The following is a 17516-nucleotide window of genomic DNA, read 5'->3' as shown; positions in this document are numbered from 1 at the left end:
GGTCATCGCCTCTGTTTCAGTCGTTCTGGGCTGGCGCGTGGGTCATCTCGGCGAGACGCATCTCGTCACCGGTGGCCGAATTGGGCCGGTAGGCAACACGATTCGCTTTCGCGAGAACTGCTTGCATGTGTGCGATATACGCGTATTGGCGGATCTCGCGCGGCTCGGCGGCCAGGACCGCGGCGAGTGCGTTCTGACGGGCCGGGCCGGTGAGGGCCTCGGCGGCGCGGATCTGTTCGTCGTAGGCGGCTGTGCCGTAAGTGCTCTGGTATCCGTCGGACAGCATGTACTGGTCGAGGGTGAACTGGGTGTCACCGGCCTGGTTGCCGTGCATGATCATCAGCAGCACCGGCCCCGACCCGGGTACGAAAGGCCTTGTCTGATACTGCATCTGACCTGATGTGTCCATCATCTCGATCTTGACGTCCAGCCCGATCTTGCTGAGCGTGAACTGCAGGTTCTCGATGGTCTCGTTGATCTTCGGGAACTGACCGGTACGGCCGATGAGGCGGATGGTCCGGTCGACCGGTACCCCGTCCGCACGGGCTTCGTCGACCAGGCGCTTGGCGCGGTCGAGGTCGTACGGCGTCGGGGTCAGCTGGTCGTTGTAGCCGACGATGCCCTCCGCGACCAGCTGGGCCGCGGGTGTACCGAGACCCTGGAACAGTGCGTCGACGATGCCGACGCGGTTGACGGAGAGATCGATGGCCTCGCGCACCCGGTAGTCGGTCAGGGGCGCATCGGTGGCCTGCATGCGCAGGGCGGTCGTCTCGTTGTTGGTGTAGGCGATGCCGAGATCACCCGCTCCGTCTTCGGGGCCGAGTGAGGTGGCGATGTCCGCTTCGTCGTTGGAGACCATCGCGGCACGGACACTGCCCTCGGAGCGCCATTGGTAGACGGCGCGGGTGAATGCGGGGGCGTCGCCGTGATAGTTCGGATTGGCTGTCAACGCCACGCGCTGGCCCGAATCCCAGAAGTCGACCATGTAGGGGCCGGTCCCGATCGGCACGCGCACCTTGTCGTCGGCGACGGTGGTGCGCGGAACGATCTCGATGAACGACAGGCGCAGCGGGAGAATCGGGTCGGGGGTCTCCGTGCGGACCTCGATGGTGCTGGGGTCGACCACAGTCACCTCGCGGGTGCTGTCGTCGAAGACGTAGCCGTTGACGTCGCAGCCGATCGCCCCGTTGAACGTGCGGCGGATGGAGAACGCGGCGTCCTCGGCGTCGAACGGCTGGCCGTTGCTGAATCGAATGCCCGAGGCCGTGGTGAAACGCCAGACGTTCGGCTCCACCTGGGTCCACGCCGTAGCGAGACCGGGCTGCAGTTCGCCACTGTTCGGATCCCGTTCGATGAGCGGTTCGGTGATGTTGGACCGGACCACGACACCGGTGGCCGTAAGGGAAGCGTCGCAGGGTTCCAGCGTCGGCGGCTCCTGAGGCAGGACGATGCGCAGGGTGTCCGGAGAGGCGCTCTCGCTCGCGGTCGTGTTCGCGACGCTGCAACCACTGGCCGCGAGCACGGCCACCGCGGACAGTGCCAGCAGACACCCGGCGGGGCGCTTCCGGGATCGCAGAGCTGCGATCTGCATGGGGACCTCCGATGAAAGAAAGACTGCGAGTGATCTCGCGGTGGGCTCGACCGCGTTTGTGACGGTAGACACACGCTATGAGCGTCGCGATGACGGCGTCAACAGAGCAAAAGCCCAGCAAACGGCCATTTCGGCGGGTTTGGAGGGCTTTCGAAAGGCCTCTGAACCGGCGACTCCGCGAGTCGAAACCACCGCTGACCTGACGGTTCATCGCTGCTCTCTTGCGCTGGACGAATCGACAACCCCGTATCAATACAGTTTGAGTATCGGTCCATGTTATTTGCGTGTTGGACAGGTATCCGTGGCACTTCTAGCGTTGACCACATCCACCGAAGGACCGGTCTGTGTCCTGCACTCCTGGAGGTCAAGCATGACGAGCAGTTCGGCCGGCACCGCGACGGCAACGGAAACCATTGGGCTGAAGGACCTTTCGTCGTTCCACGGCTCTGTCCTCCGCGTCGGCCCGCTGAAGCCCTCGCTCGAGGAGCGTCTCGAAGGTACCTACGGCGCCCAGCGACTGCCCGATGACCGGGAGGCGCGGAAGGCCTTCCTCGCGCGCAACGCCGACGCGGTGACCGCGGTCGTGACCTCGGGACGAACTGGGGTGGACGCCGGCTTGATGGCCGAGCTCCCGAACCTCGGCGCCATCGTCCACTTCGGCGTCGGTTACGACACCACCGACGTCGCCCGTGCCGCCGAGCTCGGCATCGGCGTCAGCAACACCCCGGACGTCCTCACCGACTGCGTCGCCGACACCGCAGTCGGACTACTCCTCGACACGATGCGCGGTCTCGCCGCGGCCGATCGGTTCGTCCGAGCCGGTCGCTGGCCCGTGGAAGGGAACGTTCCGCTCACCCGGAAGGTCTCCGGCACCGACGTCGGCATCCTCGGGCTGGGCCGTATCGGCTCGGCGATCGCCCACCGCCTGACCGCCTTCGGGTGCCGGATCACCTACCACAACCGCCGCCCGGTCGACGGCTCACCGTATCGCTACGCGGCGTCGCCGGCCGAGCTCGCCACCCAGGTCGACGTGCTGATCGTGGCCGCCGCCGGCGGTGCCGACACGCGCCATCTCGTCGACCGGGACGTCCTCGAGGCGCTGGGCGCCGACGGCTTCCTCATCAATGTGGCGCGCGGCAGCGTCGTCGACGAGGACGCCCTCGTCGACCTGCTGCGGCGCGGCCGACTGGCCGGCGCCGGGCTCGACGTGTTCGCGCACGAGCCGGAGGTGCCCGAGGCGCTGCTGTCCATGGACAACGTCGTACTTCTCCCCCACCTCGCGAGCGGAACGGTCGAGACACGTGCCGCCATGGAGGAACTCACGCTCGCCAACCTCGACACCTTCCTGCAGACCGGTGACCTGTCGACCCCGGTCGTAGCACCGAATCACGCTCTGCGAAAGGACATCTGATGTCTGTCGTCCTCAGCTACCTACCGACAACCGAGGGGCGCGGCGCGCTCCCGTTCGGCTTCGCCGAGGCCCGTATGCGCGGCACCGACGTCGTGATCGTGGCCGATGGCGACAACGCCTCGTCACCGGAGTTCCTGGTCGACCTTGAGAACGCGCGCAAGGTGGCTCAGTCCGGTGACGTCGAATACCGTGTCGCCGAAAATGATCCGGGCCTCTCGCACGCCGACCAGCTCATCGACGCATCGTACGACGACGCAGCCGAGCTCCTGGTGATCGGCCAGCGCAGGCGTTCACCGGTCGGGAAACTACTGACCGGCAGCGTCGTCCAGCGTGTGCTGCTCGACGCACAGTGCCCGGTGGTCGCGGTGAAACCACCCGTGCGCGCCGCGGTCTGATCGGGCTTTTCCACCGCAACCCCTGCTGGTCGAGCAGCGTCGAACGAGCGAAGCGAGTCCGCCGCGCCCGTCGAGGCCACCGAGGTGAGGTCGTCAACGGGATCCGGTGCATAGTCGACGAACTCGTTCCGAGGTCGTCGTCAGATCCACTCCCGTTCGGGGAGAACGTCTCTCATCAATCGCGCAAGAGCCGGGTTGGTATTGTCGGCGCGCCAGGCGATGTTCATCTGCACGGGACGATCGCGGATCGCGGTCACCTCCTTGAACACCACCCCGTCGGGATGCATGGTCATGGCCGACTCCGGAACCAGCGCCATGCCCAGCCCGGAGTGCACCAGGACCAGCATGGTGTGCACTTGCGTGACGTATTGGACATAGCGAGGCGACGCCCCGACCGCCGTGAAGGTGCTGATCAGCAATTCATTGAAATACCGCGCATCCGTGGGCGAATACATGATGACCGCCTGACCGTCGAAGTCCTCGATCGCGAGGTGCTCGGCGTCGGCGAACTCATGATCGGCGGGCAGGGCGGCGACCAGGCGCTCATGGTGCAGCGGACGGGAGTTCACACCTGGGCGAGAGATCGGCGGGCGGACGATGCCGAGGTCGAGATCACCGCGGACCAACGCCTCGACCTGCGCGATGGTGACCATCTCCCGCAAGACGAGCCGAACGTCGGGTAGCTTCTCGCGGGCCGTCTGCATGAGCCGGGGCAACACCGCACGCGCCGACGCCCCCGTGAAACCGATGTTCACGGTGCCCAGATCACCCGCAGGCACGCGGCGGACCGTCAGAGCCGCCCCCTCCGCGAGCGCGACGATGCGTCGTGCGTCGGGTAGGAAGGCCGCGCCGGCCGCCGTCAGCGACACTGCCCGGCTGCTGCGTTCGATCAACTGGACGCCCAGTTCGTGCTCCAGCTGCTGGATCTGCCTGCTGAGCGGGGGTTGCGTCATGTGGAGCCGCTCGGCCGCTCGGCCGAAGTGCAGCTCCTCGGCGACCGCGATGAAGCAGGAGAGGCGCGAGAGAGAGAACATCGATCCACTTTCGGCATCGTCACCCCGCGATCTGCGGAGCGGTGTGGATGACGCTAACCCACTCCCACGGTGACGGTCGAGGGTTCGCCCACGTCACCACCGCGGGCTGGAGTTCACCCCATCACCGCGGCGGTGCTCGTGGATACGCTCACCACCGCGGGCTGGAGTTCACGAAGCCGGGATCGATGGACTGCATGTAGCCGGTGTCGTCCCGGTCGCGGATGCCGCAGTCGAGGTACTGCTGGTGCAGGGCCTCCAGCGACTCATCGTCGAGTTCGACGCCCAGACCCGGGCCGGTCGGGACCGGCACCGCGCCGTCGACGATGCCCAGGACGCCGGGCTTCACCACGTCCTCGGTCTTCCACGGCCAGTGGGTGTCACAGGCGTAGGTGAGGTTCGGTGTCGCAGCCGCGAGATGCACCATCGCGGCGAGGCTGATGCCCAGGTGCGAATTGGAATGCATCGACAGGCCGAGTCCGAAAGTCTCACAGATACCGCCGAGGAGACGCGACCGCTGCAGGCCGCCCCAGTAGTGGTGATCGGACAGGACGACCGAGACCGACCGCTTGCGCACCGCCGGTTCGAGGTGGTCGAAGGCGACCACGCACATGTTCGTCGCGAGCGGCATGGACGCCTGCTCAGCGACGCACGCCATACCGTCGAGGCCGGGGGTCGGGTCCTCCAGGTACTCGACGATGCCCTCGAGTTCCCCCGCGACGCGCACCGAGGTCTCCACGGTCCACGCCGCATTGGGGTCCAGGCGCAACGGGATTCCGGGGAACTCCGCGTGCAGCGCCTTGATCGCCGCGATCTCTTCGTCGGGGGCGAACACGCCGCCCTTCAGTTTGATCGCGGTGAACCCGTAGCGGTCGATCATCCGGTGTGCCTGCCGGATCAGTCCGCTCGGATCGACGGCCTCGCCCCACTCGTCCGGCAGTCCGTTGGTGCCGGCCGCCCCGGGGTGGGCCGCCCACTTGTAGAACAGGTAGGCGCTGAACGGAACTCGGTCCCGCACGCGGCCGCCGAGCAGATCGCTCACCGGTCGACCGAGGACCTTACCCTGGATGTCGAGACAGGCGACTTCGAATGGCGAGAAGACACGATCGGTGGTGCTGGCCGTGGTGATCATGCCGGCCACTCCGTCGCCCCCGGTCACCGACAGGGTCGAGACCCACAGGTCGATGGCATCGCGCAGGTTGTGGAGCGCGAAGGCATCGAGTCCGATGATCGCCTCGGCGGCGGCCTCCATCCGCGCGAGATGAGCGGTGTCGGCATAGGTCTCGCCGAGCCCGCGGATTCCGCCGGCCGTCTCGATCACGATGATCGCCCGCAGTGCGTAGGGCTGGTGCACACCCACCGTGTTGAGCAGCGGCGGGTCGACGAAGGCGACCGGGGTGACCGTGACCTCGGTGATCGTGGTGTCGGTGTGCGGACTCGCCACGGTTCGCGTCCCGACCGGCACCGACTGGAAGGTATTCGTCGACATGAGTTCTCAGACCGTGGCCTGCGCGGCGAGCGTCGTCGCGAGGACGGCGCGCCCGGCGGCGGTGATCCGCTCGAGCTCGGCCTGGTGCTCCGGTGTCGGCTGGACCAGCGGCGCGCGCACCGGACCCGCTTCGATGCCCTCCATCGTCACACCGTGCTTCACGAGTGCGACCGCATAGCCCGGCACCCTGTTGCGCAGACGGACCAAGGGGTGGAAGAACTCTCGCAGCAGCGCCTCGGTCAGCTCGACGTCGCCGTTCTCCAACGAGTTGTAGAAGGCCAAGGCCAGTTCCGGGGCGAACGCGAACGTCGCCGACGAGTACAACGTGACACCGATGGCGCGGTAGGCCTGCTGGGTGATCTCGGCGGTGGGCAGGCCGTTGAAGAACAGGAACTCCTTGCTGTCCCCGAGTGCTTCCTTGACCGCGATCACGATGCGCGACACGTTGTCGAGGTCACCGGTGCCGTCCTTGAACCCGATGACCGTCGGCAGCTTGGCGACCTCGATGGCCGACGCCTCGTCGAACACGGCGTTGCCGCGGTTGTAGACGATGAGCGGCAGATCGGTGGAGGCCGCGACTGACCGCGTGTACTCGGCGAGGCCGGCAGGCGGCATCGTCACCAGGTACGGGGGCAGGAGCAGGATGCCGTCGGCCCCATTGGCCTTCGCGCTCACCGCGAACTCGCGGGCCTGGACGAGGGAGCCGCCGGCACCGGCGAACACCGGGACGCGGCCGGCGACGGTCTCGACCGCGCAGCGGACGATCCGCCCGAACTCCTCGAGTCCGAGGGCGTGGAATTCGCCGGTGCCGCAGGCGACGAACACGCCGCCGGGACCGGCGGCCACCCCGCGGTCGATGTGTTCGGCGAGGCGACGGTAGTCCACCTCTCCGGTGCTGTCGAAGGGTGTGACAGGAAAGAACAAGACGCCGTTGAGCATTGGGACTCCTTGGATGGGGTGAGGATCAGTCGCGGATGAGTTCGCCGTCGACACGGCGCCAGATCTGTTCGGGGTTTCCGTCGGCAATGGGGTTGGGCAACAGCGCCGTCGGAACGTCCTGATACGCCACCGGCCGCAGGAAACGCTCGATGGCGAGCGACCCGACGCTGGTGCTACGGCTGTCGGAAGTGGACGGATAGGGTCCGCCGTGGACCATCGCGTGTCCGACCTCGACGCCGGTGGGCCACCCGTTGAAAAGGATTCGCCCGGCCTTGAGTTCGAGTGCCTCGAGAAGCACCCGGGCGTCGTCGAGGTCGGAGTCCGCAGCATGAACGGTCGCGGTGAGCTGACCTTCGAGCTCGGCGGTCACCTCCCGCACCTGTTTGAGGTCGCGACACCGCACCACGAGGCTCGACGACCCGAAGATCTCCTGCTGCAACGTCTCCGAAGCGAGAAAGGTCTCGGCCCGCGTGCCGAAGAGCGCGGCGGCGCAGGTGTTCGGACCCGTCGCTTCCGCCGATCGGGCGAGAACCTCCGCGGCCGAACCGAACTCCTCCACGCCGGAGGCGTAGCTCGCGGCGATCCCCGGGGTCAGCATCGGCGTCGGCGTCGAGGCGGCGATCGCCTCCGCGGCAGCGGCGATGAATGCATCGAGATCGGGACCGTCGACCGCGATGACCAGGCCGGGATTGGTGCAGAACTGTCCCGAACCCATCGTCAGCGAGCCGACGAATGCGCGGCCGAGGCCGGCGGCATCGGCACGCAGCGCCCCCTCCAGCGGGTAGACCGGATTGATCGAGCTCATCTCTGCGTACACCGGGATGGGTTCGGCTCGCGACGCCGCAGCGGCGACGAGAGCCGTTCCGCCCGAACGCGACCCGGTGAAGCCCACCGCCTTGATGCGCGGGTCGGTCACGAGGGCGATACCCAGGTCGGGCCCGCTGCCGTAGAGCAGGGAGAAGGTGCCGGCAGGCATTCCGGTGGCGGCCACCGCCTCGGTGATCAGACGTCCCAACAGTTCTGATGTGCCGGGATGGGCGTCGTGGGCCTTCACCACCACGGGACATCCGGCGGCCAATGCCGACGCGGTGTCGCCGCCGGCGACCGAGAACGCGAGCGGGAAGTTACTGGCGCCGAACACGGCGACGGGTCCGAGCGGCACCTTGCGCTGCCGGATGTCGGCGCGCGGCAGCGGCGTCCGATCCGGCCGTGCGGGATCGATACGGGCGCCGTGCCAGCTGCCCTCGCTCAGCACCGAGGCGAACAACCGGAGCTGACCCGACGTCCGTCCCACCTCACCGGTGATCCGCGCCGCCGGGAGTCCGGTCTCGGCCACGGCACGCTCGACGAGGACCTCGGTCGCCGCATCGAGGTTGTCCGCGATCGTCGAGAGGAACCGCGCCCGTTCTTCGGACGAGGTGGCGCGATACGGTCCGAACGCTTCCGCGGCCGCAGCGGTGGCACGGACGACGTCGGCTGGGGTTCCGTGTGTGTACGCGGGCAGGAGACGAGTGCCTGTCGTCGGGTCCACGCCGTGGACGGCCTTCCCCGCGCCGGTCACCCGCTCACCCGCGATGATCAGTTGTCCGGTGAGGTCCTGCGTCGTCAGCGGTGCGGGGTGCTGCGCAATGGTCATCGTGGTCCCATCCGTTGTGCGTTGGCATTCCGCCGAGGTAGCCCGGCCGCGGCGGCGCCACGAGAGAGGTGTCATCTGCTCTCGATGGCGGGTCGCCGTCGGCGCGGCTGTGCGGTGAGCTCGGCCTTGCCCCGACCGTAGAACCCACGATCCATACATGTCCAAGTCAAATATGGACGTCTTCAATGCTCAGAGTGAATCGACCCAGGTGTCCGGTTCAGTCGGGACGCGCTCGCTTGTCAGCCGATACGTCATCCGGCCGGCCCACGCCGCGCCGCGTACCGGACCAACAGCAGTCGACAGTGGGACAATCACTGCGCCGAATCCGACATACCGCACATCGCCGAGCCACGGCGAGCGGCGGCTGTCGGAGCGGGCACACCACCCATTCGACGAAAGCGGAATCCAGAACCGATGAAGCGCATTCGCCTCCTCGCCGTCATGGCCCTGGCCATCACGGCACTCACCGTCTCCTACGGCACCGCACACGGCGCTCCCGCGCCCGCGGCGCCGTCCCACTTCTCCAGCGCATCCGCCGACGGGACCTCCATCACCTCCCAGCTCCGCAACGCGACGTTCGTCGCAGGCGAGCAGGAACTCCGGGTCGTCGACTCACACGGACGGACCATCGAGCGAATCGGACTGGTGCTGCCGTTCGACGGCGCCGCTGTCCCGATGCGCGCGAAGGTCTCCGCCGACCGCACCCAGGCGACGTTCACCCCGATCCTCACCCCCGAAGCCCGCGCGGCGATCGCTGCCGGCGTCCGCCCGGCCTCGGCGAAGAAGGACCGCGCCTACCAGCAGATGATCTGGCACATCACCAACGGGTGGAACCGCGGCGGCAACGTCACCACCGCCATCGGCGCTCTCGCCGGCCTCATCATCGGCTGCATCATCATCGTCGGCTGTGTCTGGGGTGCGGGCGTCGGCGCGGCCATCGGAGCGGTCATCGGTATCAACAACGGCGACCCCCGCGCCGGGCAGTCGATCCTGAACTGGATCAACACTCCGTAAGTCCAGCGAGCAGGGCTTGGCTTCTCGGGTCCCAGATGCTGCAGAATCCCCAACTCCGCGTGCGGGGTTGGGGATTTTCTGCTTCTTCCGGCCTCGTGGACGCGTTTTCGGCGCAGGAGGCCGCGTGCACCGCGCCGTGGAAGGTCGAAGGCCGTCAGTGACCGTGTCGGCAATCGGCGCCGAACGTCCGACCCCGGGTCACACTCGCGCATCTCACCCAATGCAGATGCGCGTGTTCAGTCCGGTGGCGACGTCGTAACCGGCCGCTCAGATGCAGCAGATGACCCGCCGAACCTGACCGGCCGGGGCCCGATGATGGGTTGATCGATGTACGTCACGGCTCGTTCCATCAACGAGTTCGCCGCGCGCACACTGGTGGAGGTCGGTGCGGCTCTCTCGACCCCACGTGCTCCCGCCGACGACTCGTCGCCGAAAAGACCCCTCCGCGAACCGAGTTCGGCGCACCTCGAGACGGGGTAGCCCGGACGACTGGACATCGGCCCGACGTCTATCGACTTCAACCGACCCGAACCGTCGCCGACCTCCGGCATCGGATCGGATGGAGACCGCCGGATACATGTCTCACTACCCAGGACCCGGCGGGTCACCGCGACCGGAGAACACCGGGTCGTAACCCCGCCGCGCACCCACCCACGGGGCGCCACAAGAGTGCGTCATCGCACCAGGCCGAGAACCGCCGGCCGGCCACACCCGAGGGATACGCCCTCAACAGCCAACGCGCCCACATCGATACCTGGACAGGGGTGTAGCCATCGCTGAAGATGCGGTAGGCGACGCCACCGCGACACAGCTGTTTCACCTCCAGCGAGTAATGCTGACCTTGCCCCCCGGATAAGCGGCACGACGGCTCCGCCGGTCCCACGTATCGCCCGCACCATCGAGGCGACCGTTTCGACGACCCAGTCAGTGTCTCGGCGATAGCAATTCCCGCATACTCAGCGGCATCTGAAATCGCTGAGCCGGACGATACCCTTCGGCCCCCAACATATGTCGCCGCTACCTTCCGCACGCCGGCAACGCCAGTCCGGTCGCCGCCGGGGACGTCGAGACTGCTCCATAAGTGAACATGCACACCCGATCCGCGCGTATTCGAAAACTGGAGCGACTTGAACCAGCCACTGATCACGATCCACGCACGGTCAACGCGAATCGACGCACAGTCAACGAAATATGCTGCACAGTCGATCGATTCACGGTTCTCGGCTTGTGGAATTTCCTCGAAATCGAACGCATGTTCCGGTACCTTGGAGTCATGCCAGAGCTCGCCACTCTCCTCGATCAACTCATCGAGACCACCCCGCCCGCCGACGACCCAACCGGCAGAGCAACATTCGACTCCCTCCACACGTGGCGCCTGATCCGCAACCTTGCCGATCACCAGATCGGCACCCACGCAGCACAACTCGACGAACTCGGCGTCGCGCAGAAGACCGGCAGCACCACCAAGAAGCTGCTGATCGAGTCAGGACATGCGCCGGCCGCCGCCCTCCGCACCATGCGCAGTGTCGACGCGCTGCCCAACCTGCCCGCTGTGGCGCGTCACGCTGCCGACGGACGACTGTCGAGCGAGATCGTCGATGCCATCGTCCGCGGCATGAACGAGATCGATAGACGTTGCGGGGAAGCGCTTTCCGTCGACAAGCGCTCCCGGTTTGAGATCGAACTCATCGCCCAAGCACTATCCGGTGCAACACCGACTGAAGTGCTCAAGCATGCGCAGGCCATCGGCAACGCTCTCGGCGATGCGTGTGACGCAGGAACCCCAGCGTCGGACGATGCAAGTTTGAACTCGGTGAGCGCCCACACCACCGACGACGGCCGCGTCGAAGTCCGCGCCGATCTCACCCAGGTCGTGGGCGAGAAGTTCCTGGCGATGATCGACGAACGATCCTGCCCACGACCCGAACCCGACGGCGCCAAGGATCGTCGCACCGCCGAGCAACGCCGCGCCGACGCCTTCGAATTGATCCTCGACCAAGCCGCGATCGGCGCGAGCATCGACACCGTTGGTTCCTCGCGCACTCAATTGATACTGACTATCCCCGCGACCGGAGACCTCGCAACGCTGCCGTGGACCGGATCGGTCAGCCAAGCGACCGCGAAACAGGCGTCGTGCGACGGCTCGCTGACCCCTCGAGGCTCGCTTCGCTCGCACCTCGGGGAGCAGGGGCGACTCGACGCTGAGGGCGTACCGCTACAGATGGGCCACACCCACCGCTTGTTCCCGGCGCACCTGCGCAAAGCAATGATCGTCCGCGACGCCTGCTGCATCAAATGCGGTGCGCCACCGTCACATACCCAGGTCCACCACGTCACCCATTGGGCCGACGGCGGACCCACCGACCTCGACAACGGTTGCCTGCTCTGCCAACGCTGCCACAACCAGGTCCACCACCACGGCTGGGACATCGTCATGGGATTCGACCGACACCCCTGGCTCGTCCCACCCGCCACCATAGACCCACACCGCCGACCACTACCCGCCTACAACCGCCGCACCATGCGCCTCGACGACGCCGCCTGACCGGCCGTCCGACAACCACTTTCGCGTAGCACCCTCCGCACCCGGGCCATACCCGGGACCGCATCCGTACTTTGACAACTCCACAGCGGAACACGACCGACCCGCTCCCACTCGGCCATTCGAGCGGGAGCGGGTTCCGGGCAGCCGAACCCGACGTCGACGTTGATCACTGAACAGACCTCGATCGAGCACCACGACGGCGGCAGTCGCACATGCAACAGCCTCACGGCGCGGTTCGTGACCACGTAGGCATGCGCGAACCCGCGCCGAACTCCAGAACACAAGAACTGCCGCACGCGTCGGCGAGCAACCTTCCTGCCGCCCAGGTCCTCGTCGTACGTCCCCGCGGCGTTGCTTGTTTACAAATAGACGTGAATGTCTAGACAACGGACATTGTCGCGGTTAATGTCTAGTGGCGTAGAACACAGCCCGCCCAGACAGGAGCGCGTATGAGTACCGCACCGACCCCGTTCACCGCGGATGACTCCGCCGCCGAGTGGAAGGACCGCAAACGCCATCTCTGGCTGCTCGGCCTGATCCCACCGACGTCGATCTTTCTCGCAATGGGTCTCGTCGCCGGCTTCAATGCGATCGGCCATGGTTTCGACGTCGTGTCGCCGGTGTGGTGGTGGATCGGGCCGCTACTCGTCTACGTCCTGCTCCCGATCCTCGACGTGTTCTTCGGGCCCGACGGATCGAATCCGCCCGAAGAGCTGATGGAGCAGCTGGAGAACGACAAGTACTACCGCTACTGCACGTACGTGTACATCCCGTTCCAGCTCGCGAGTCTCGTGATGGCCTGCTACCTGTGGACGGCCGACGACCTCAGTTGGCTCGGCATCGACGGCGGGCTCGGGCTCGCGTCGAAGATCGGGCTGGCGCTGTCGATCGGCGCGATGGGCGGGATCGGAATCAACACCGCTCACGAACTGGGGCACAAGAAGGACGATCTGGAACGCTGGTTGTCGAAGATCACTCTCGCCCAGACGTTTTACGGTCACTTCTACATCGAGCACAACCGTGGGCATCACGTGCGGGTCGCGACGCCCGAAGATCCGGCCAGCTCCCGTTTCGGAGAGTCGTTCTGGCGCTTCCTCCCCCGTAGCGTCTGGGGAAGCCTCACGTCCTCCGTCGAACTCGAACGCAAACGCCTCGAGCGGGCGGGCAAGCCCTTCTGGCATCCGAGCAACGACGTCCTCAACGCATGGGCGATGTCAGTCGTGCTGTGGGGGGCGCTCACCGCGATCTTCGGCTGGGAGATCCTCCCCTTCCTCGTGATCCAGGCCGTCTACGGTTTCTCACTGCTGGAGACCGTGAACTACCTCGAGCACTACGGTCTACTCCGCCAGAAGACGCGGACCGGCCGCTACGAGCGGTGCACGCCCGAGCACAGCTGGAACTCCGACCACATCTGCACCAACATCTTCCTGTACCACCTCCAGCGCCACAGCGATCATCACGCGAACCCCACCCGGAGGTACCAGACGCTGCGCAGCTTCGACGGCGCGCCCAACCTGCCGAGCGGATACGCGAGCATGATCACGCTCGCCTACTTCCCGCCGATCTGGCGGCGGGTGATGGACAAGCGGGTGCTCGACCACTACGACGGAAACGTCGAACGGATCAACATCGCACCGCACCGCCGCGAACGCGTCCTGGCCGAGCACGGGGTGTCGCCGCGATGAGCACCTTCCGTTGTCCGGTCTGCGATTACGTCTACGACGAGACCGTCGGCGCTCCCCGGGAGGGATTCCCGCCCGGCACGCCCTGGGCCACCATTTCCGACGACTGGCCGTGCCCCGACTGCGGCGTGCGGGAGAAGATCGACTTCCTCGGCGCCGGGAGCGAAGCGAGCGGGCCGGATGATCTCGGCGCCGGGGGCGAAGCGAGCGGGCCGGATGATCTCGGCGCCGGGGGCGAAGCGAGCGGGCCGGATGATCTCGGCGCCGGGGGCGAAGCGAGCGGGCCGGATGAAATCAGCGAAGGGAACTCTGTGCGATGAACTTCAAGCTCTTCCGTTGCGAGGTCTGCGGTTTCGAGTACGACGAAGAGCTCGGCTGGCCGGAGGACGGCATCGAGCCGGGCACCCGCTGGGCCGACATCCCTGACGACTGGAGCTGCCCGGACTGCGGTGCGGCCAAGGCCGATTTCGAGATGGTCGAGGTGGCCCGTCCGTGAGCGCCGGCACCACCCGGGGCGGTTCGGTGGTGATCGTCGGCACCGGCGTCGCCGGCATCACGGCTGCGGAGTCGCTGCGTTCCAACGGTTTCGACGGCACAATAACCGTGTTCGGGAAGGAGCCACAACTCCCCTACCGTCGAACGGCGCTGAGCAAGAACCTCGTCGACGGCGACCTGACGGACGCCAAGATCACGCTCCGTCCGCCCGGGTACTGGTCAGATCGGGGCATCGAGATCGTGACCTCGACGCGCGTCGCCGACGTCGACACCTCGTCGCGGCGGGTCTGCCTCGCCGACTCCTCCCAAGTGGATTACGACGCGCTGGTCCTGGCCACCGGAGGGCGTGCCCGGCGACTCCCCGGCACGACGTCGTCCCCGCTCGCCCTGCGCACCCGGCACGACGCGGCGGAGCTCCGGCACGCGATCCAGGACGGGCCGGTGATCGTTCTCGGCGGCGGACTGATCGGACTGGAGATCGCCGCATCCGTGGCGTCGACCGGAGACGGTTCGCGCGTCACCGTTATCGAGCGCGAGACGTCGCTGTTGTCACGGGTCGTTCCGGCAACGGTGGCCGAGGCGGTGGCGACCCTGCACCGGGAACGCGGGGTTCAGATCCTCACCGGCGTGGTGCCCACCACGATCACCGCCGAGTCCGTGGCGTTGGCGGACGGGCGGACGTTGACCGGAACGGTGATCAGCGCGATCGGAATGGAGCCTGATCTCGAATTGCCGCGCAGCGCAGGGATTCCCGTCGATGCGGCCGGGATCGTCGTCGACGATTCGCTGCGAACCGGGGTCCCCGGCGTCTACGCGGCCGGCGACGTCGCGGCGCGGCCCCATCCGTTGACGGGCGCACCGATGCGTGCCGAGCAGTGGCTCACCGCGACCGAGCACGGCAGACTGGTCGCCATGACGATCGCCGCCGACCTCGGGCTGGACACCGGCATCAGCACTGCGGTACCGCGTGTGCCACTGGCCTGGACGATGCAGTACACGACCAACATCCAGATCGTCGGGTGGCCGACATCGGGCGATCGTGTGGAGGTCGACCTGGACGACTCCTGCTCTGTCGTGCGGGCTTTCGCCGGCAGTCGTCTCGTCGGCGCGGTCTGCCTGGGCAGGGGCGGCTCGGGACGAGCCCTGCGCGCCGAGATCGAGTCATCTCTCCAGCCGGTCGGTGCGCGCGGATGACGACTCGCAACTATGCGCAGGACAGCAAAGCCCTGCTGCACAACTCGCTGCTCGACGGACTGCACGACCTGCTGCTGGACCAGGACTGGGCGGCGGTGCGCATGTCCGATGTGGCCGCCGCGACGGGGGTCAGCCGCCAGACCGTCTACAACGAGTTCGGTTCCCGGTACGGCCTCGCGCAGGGCTACGCGGTGCGGTTGGCGGGCCGTTTCGCCGGCCATGTCGCAGATTCCTTGGCGAGTTCCGTCGACGACGTCACCGAGGCCTTGCACAAGGGGTTCGGTGAATTCTTCGCCGGAGTCGCCACCGACCCGCTGATCGCCTCGCTGCTGTCCGGCGAGGCCAAACCCGATCTGTTGAAGCTGATCACCACCGATGCGGCACCGATCATCACCACGGCCGCCGACCGGCTGGCCGAGGCCTTCCGCGAGTCCGAGTGGCTGTCGATGCCGGAGTCCGACGTCGTGCGGATCGCGCGCGCGATCACCAGGATGGCGCTGAGTTACATCGCGATGCCCCCGGAGGGCGATCGCGACGTCGCATCCGACCTCGCCGAGGTCATCGCCCCCGCCATCGAGGCGGCCCGCACGCGGGTGTGACGTCAGCGCCGCAGCAGGTTCCGCGTGCCTCGACGGATCACCGCGCGGTAAATGCGGTCGATCGTGCCGATCCGCGCGTCCTCCGGGTCCACGAGTTCGTTCTCCGCGATGACAGACTCCTCGCCGTCGATCGTCTCGTGATCGAATGCCTCGAGTGTCCGGCCCGGGCCGGTCAGCCGATCGACCGCCCCGACGAGTGAGTTCTCCTGTGCCACAGCATCGTCGAACACCTCGTGGTCGACGCCCAGATGCTCGGACAACAACCGCGTGCGCATGGACAGGATCGTCTCGCGCAGGTCGCCGTCGGCAGGGTCGTTCGGATCGGCCTCGATGGCGACGTCACACTCGCTGTCGAATCCGAGCGACCGGTTGTTGAGGTTCGAGGATCCGATGCGCAGGAGGACGTCGTCGACGATGAGCACCTTGGCGTGCACGTAGATCGGGTCCCCCTCGGCGGTCACCGGGTAGAAGGCGCGGAATCTGTCGTACTTGTCGGCGCGCCACAGGAGTTGCAGGAGCTTGTGCCGCGCACCGTCCATGGCGAGCCGTTCCACCGGACTGTCCGCATGCCTCGGCAGCACCAGGACGATCTCGGGACCCTCGGGCTCGGCGAGCCGTTCCGCCAGGGCGTCCGCGACCTCGCGCGCCGCCAGGTACTGGCTCTCGATGTAGATGGTTCGGCGGGCCGCGGCGAAGGCCGCGCGGTACAGGCGCCGGATCTCCTCGACCTGGGGCCGGTCGTCGTACTGCGGAATCGTCCGGGCCACCGCGACGTCGCAGTCGGTGAACGTGACGTCGAGATCCGTCGGCCAGATGTCGGGGCCGTCGGTGTCGACGAGGGGTTTGAGGCTCTCCCCGGTGGCGGCCTCCCACCGGTCGAGCGCGACGGACGCGACCACGCGCGCGGCGTCGGCGTCGAGGGCGACCGTGACGTCGTGCCAGGGCCCATGCGGCCGGTCATCGGGATCCCGGCGGAACTCGTTGTGCGACAGATGTTCCGAAGTGTCCCACCGGTTCACCGTCATGTCGATGCCGCCACAGAACGCGAACTGGTCGTCGATCACCGCGATCTTCTGATGATGCGCGGCGGAGACGGGGTGGGCGGCGTCGATCCGGTAGTGCAGACGACGGCCGGTGAGCAGATCCTGGACGAAGGGCGGCGCGACTCCGCGCAGGATTCCGGTGAACGCGCCGGTGCTCCAGCGCAGGACGTGGATCTCCAGTTCCGGACGGTTGTCGATGAGCCACCGCAGGAAGTCACCGAGCACATCGGGGACCTCGTCGTCGGCAATCCGCGGATCAAGCCGGATCCGGGTGTCCACGTCCCAACCGATGAGGACGATGCGGCGCCGGGCCTGCAGCAACGCCGACTTCGCGTGCAGGAAGTAGTCCGCCGCGTCGACGATGCATGCGACGCGGTCGGCGGTCGCGATCTCCCGGCACGTGTCCCCGGCACGCAGGATCGGCTCGTGATCTGACTCGTCCACCGCGTTCG

14 protein-coding genes and 1 pseudogene are annotated in these 17516 nt (G+C 67.1%); 9 read left to right on the top strand and 6 right to left on the bottom strand.

All coding sequences use genetic code 11. The features are described 5' to 3' along the window. Positions 1 to 16: 16 nt before the first annotated feature. Positions 17 to 1591, bottom strand: coding sequence for an ABC transporter substrate-binding protein (locus tag FFS52_RS00975; protein WP_137808529.1), 1575 nt, complete (start codon positions 1589 to 1591; stop codon positions 17 to 19). Positions 1592 to 1961: 370 nt separating this feature from the next. On the opposite strand from FFS52_RS00975, the gene FFS52_RS00970 reads away from it, so the two are divergent. Together FFS52_RS00970 and FFS52_RS00965 are read left to right on the top strand one after the other, a co-directional pair. Beyond that, entirely contained in the window at positions 1962 to 3002 is a 1041-nt protein-coding gene (locus FFS52_RS00970) for a 2-hydroxyacid dehydrogenase (protein ID WP_137808528.1), read from the top strand. After that, a complete protein-coding gene (locus tag FFS52_RS00965; protein ID WP_137808527.1) occupies positions 3002 to 3397 on the top strand; it encodes a universal stress protein in 396 nt (131 codons plus the stop codon). The genes FFS52_RS00970 and FFS52_RS00965 overlap by 1 nt, the downstream gene beginning before the upstream one ends. A gap of 140 nt (positions 3398 to 3537) precedes the next feature. On the opposite strand, the gene FFS52_RS00960 is transcribed toward FFS52_RS00965, so the two are convergent. From FFS52_RS00960 to FFS52_RS00945, 4 genes are all read right to left on the bottom strand, one after another. After that, positions 3538 to 4431, bottom strand: a complete 894-nt coding sequence (locus tag FFS52_RS00960; protein WP_137808526.1) for a LysR substrate-binding domain-containing protein — start codon at positions 4429 to 4431, stop codon at positions 3538 to 3540. 148 nt (positions 4432 to 4579) lie between these two features. Next, positions 4580 to 5917: a glucarate dehydratase family protein gene (locus FFS52_RS00955; RefSeq protein WP_240198560.1), complete on the bottom strand. Its 1338-nt coding sequence runs from the start codon at positions 5915 to 5917 to the stop codon at positions 4580 to 4582. Positions 5918 to 5923: 6 nt separating this feature from the next. After that, positions 5924 to 6856: a 5-dehydro-4-deoxyglucarate dehydratase gene (locus FFS52_RS00950; RefSeq protein ID WP_137808525.1), complete on the bottom strand. Its 933-nt coding sequence runs from the start codon at positions 6854 to 6856 to the stop codon at positions 5924 to 5926. 25 nt (positions 6857 to 6881) lie between these two features. Beyond that, on the bottom strand, positions 6882 to 8492 hold the full coding sequence (locus tag FFS52_RS00945; RefSeq protein ID WP_137808524.1) for an aldehyde dehydrogenase (NADP(+)): 1611 nt from the start codon (positions 8490 to 8492) through the stop codon (positions 6882 to 6884). A 414-nt stretch (positions 8493 to 8906) separates the two neighbouring features. Here FFS52_RS00945 and FFS52_RS00940 point away from each other — a divergent pair, with 414 nt between their 5' ends. The 7 genes and pseudogenes from FFS52_RS00940 to FFS52_RS00910 all read left to right on the top strand — a co-directional run bounded on the left by FFS52_RS00940 (position 8907) and on the right by FFS52_RS00910 (position 16021). Beyond that, positions 8907 to 9506, top strand: coding sequence for a hypothetical protein (locus FFS52_RS00940; RefSeq protein ID WP_068971945.1), 600 nt, complete (start codon positions 8907 to 8909; stop codon positions 9504 to 9506). Between the two features lie 1252 nt (positions 9507 to 10758). Beyond that, on the top strand, positions 10759 to 12051 hold the full coding sequence (locus tag FFS52_RS00935; RefSeq protein WP_137808523.1) for an HNH endonuclease signature motif containing protein: 1293 nt from the start codon (positions 10759 to 10761) through the stop codon (positions 12049 to 12051). A gap of 449 nt (positions 12052 to 12500) precedes the next feature. Continuing rightward, positions 12501 to 13736, top strand: coding sequence for an alkane 1-monooxygenase (locus FFS52_RS00930; protein WP_137808522.1), 1236 nt, complete (start codon positions 12501 to 12503; stop codon positions 13734 to 13736). Further along, positions 13733 to 13882: pseudogene (locus FFS52_RS00925) on the top strand (rubredoxin); the annotation flags it as partial. The gene FFS52_RS00930 and the pseudogene FFS52_RS00925, both read left to right, overlap by 4 nt. 167 nt (positions 13883 to 14049) lie before the next feature. Beyond that, the gene (locus FFS52_RS00920; RefSeq protein ID WP_058251790.1) at positions 14050 to 14229 is read left to right on the top strand and encodes a rubredoxin; all 180 of its coding nucleotides are present in this window, start codon (positions 14050 to 14052) and stop codon (positions 14227 to 14229) included. Continuing rightward, positions 14226 to 15422: an FAD-dependent oxidoreductase gene (locus FFS52_RS00915; protein ID WP_137808521.1), complete on the top strand. Its 1197-nt coding sequence runs from the start codon at positions 14226 to 14228 to the stop codon at positions 15420 to 15422. The genes FFS52_RS00920 and FFS52_RS00915 overlap by 4 nt, the downstream gene beginning before the upstream one ends. Then, a complete protein-coding gene (locus FFS52_RS00910) occupies positions 15419 to 16021 on the top strand; it encodes a TetR family transcriptional regulator (RefSeq protein WP_137808520.1) in 603 nt (200 codons plus the stop codon). Before FFS52_RS00915 ends, FFS52_RS00910 begins: the two co-directional genes overlap by 4 nt. Before the next feature lie 2 nt (positions 16022 to 16023). On the opposite strand, the gene FFS52_RS00905 is transcribed toward FFS52_RS00910, so the two are convergent. Next, positions 16024 to 17508, bottom strand: coding sequence for a phospholipase D-like domain-containing protein (locus FFS52_RS00905; protein WP_137808519.1), 1485 nt, complete (start codon positions 17506 to 17508; stop codon positions 16024 to 16026). Positions 17509 to 17516: the final 8 nt, after the last annotated feature.

The sequence above is a fragment of the Gordonia sp. ALPHA1B1 genome, from assembly GCF_005502615.1.
Classification (GTDB): domain Bacteria; phylum Actinomycetota; class Actinomycetes; order Mycobacteriales; family Mycobacteriaceae; genus Gordonia; species Gordonia hongkongensis.
The sequence above is the reverse complement of the archived record's forward strand: the minus strand, read 5'-3'. Positions and strand labels throughout refer to the sequence as shown.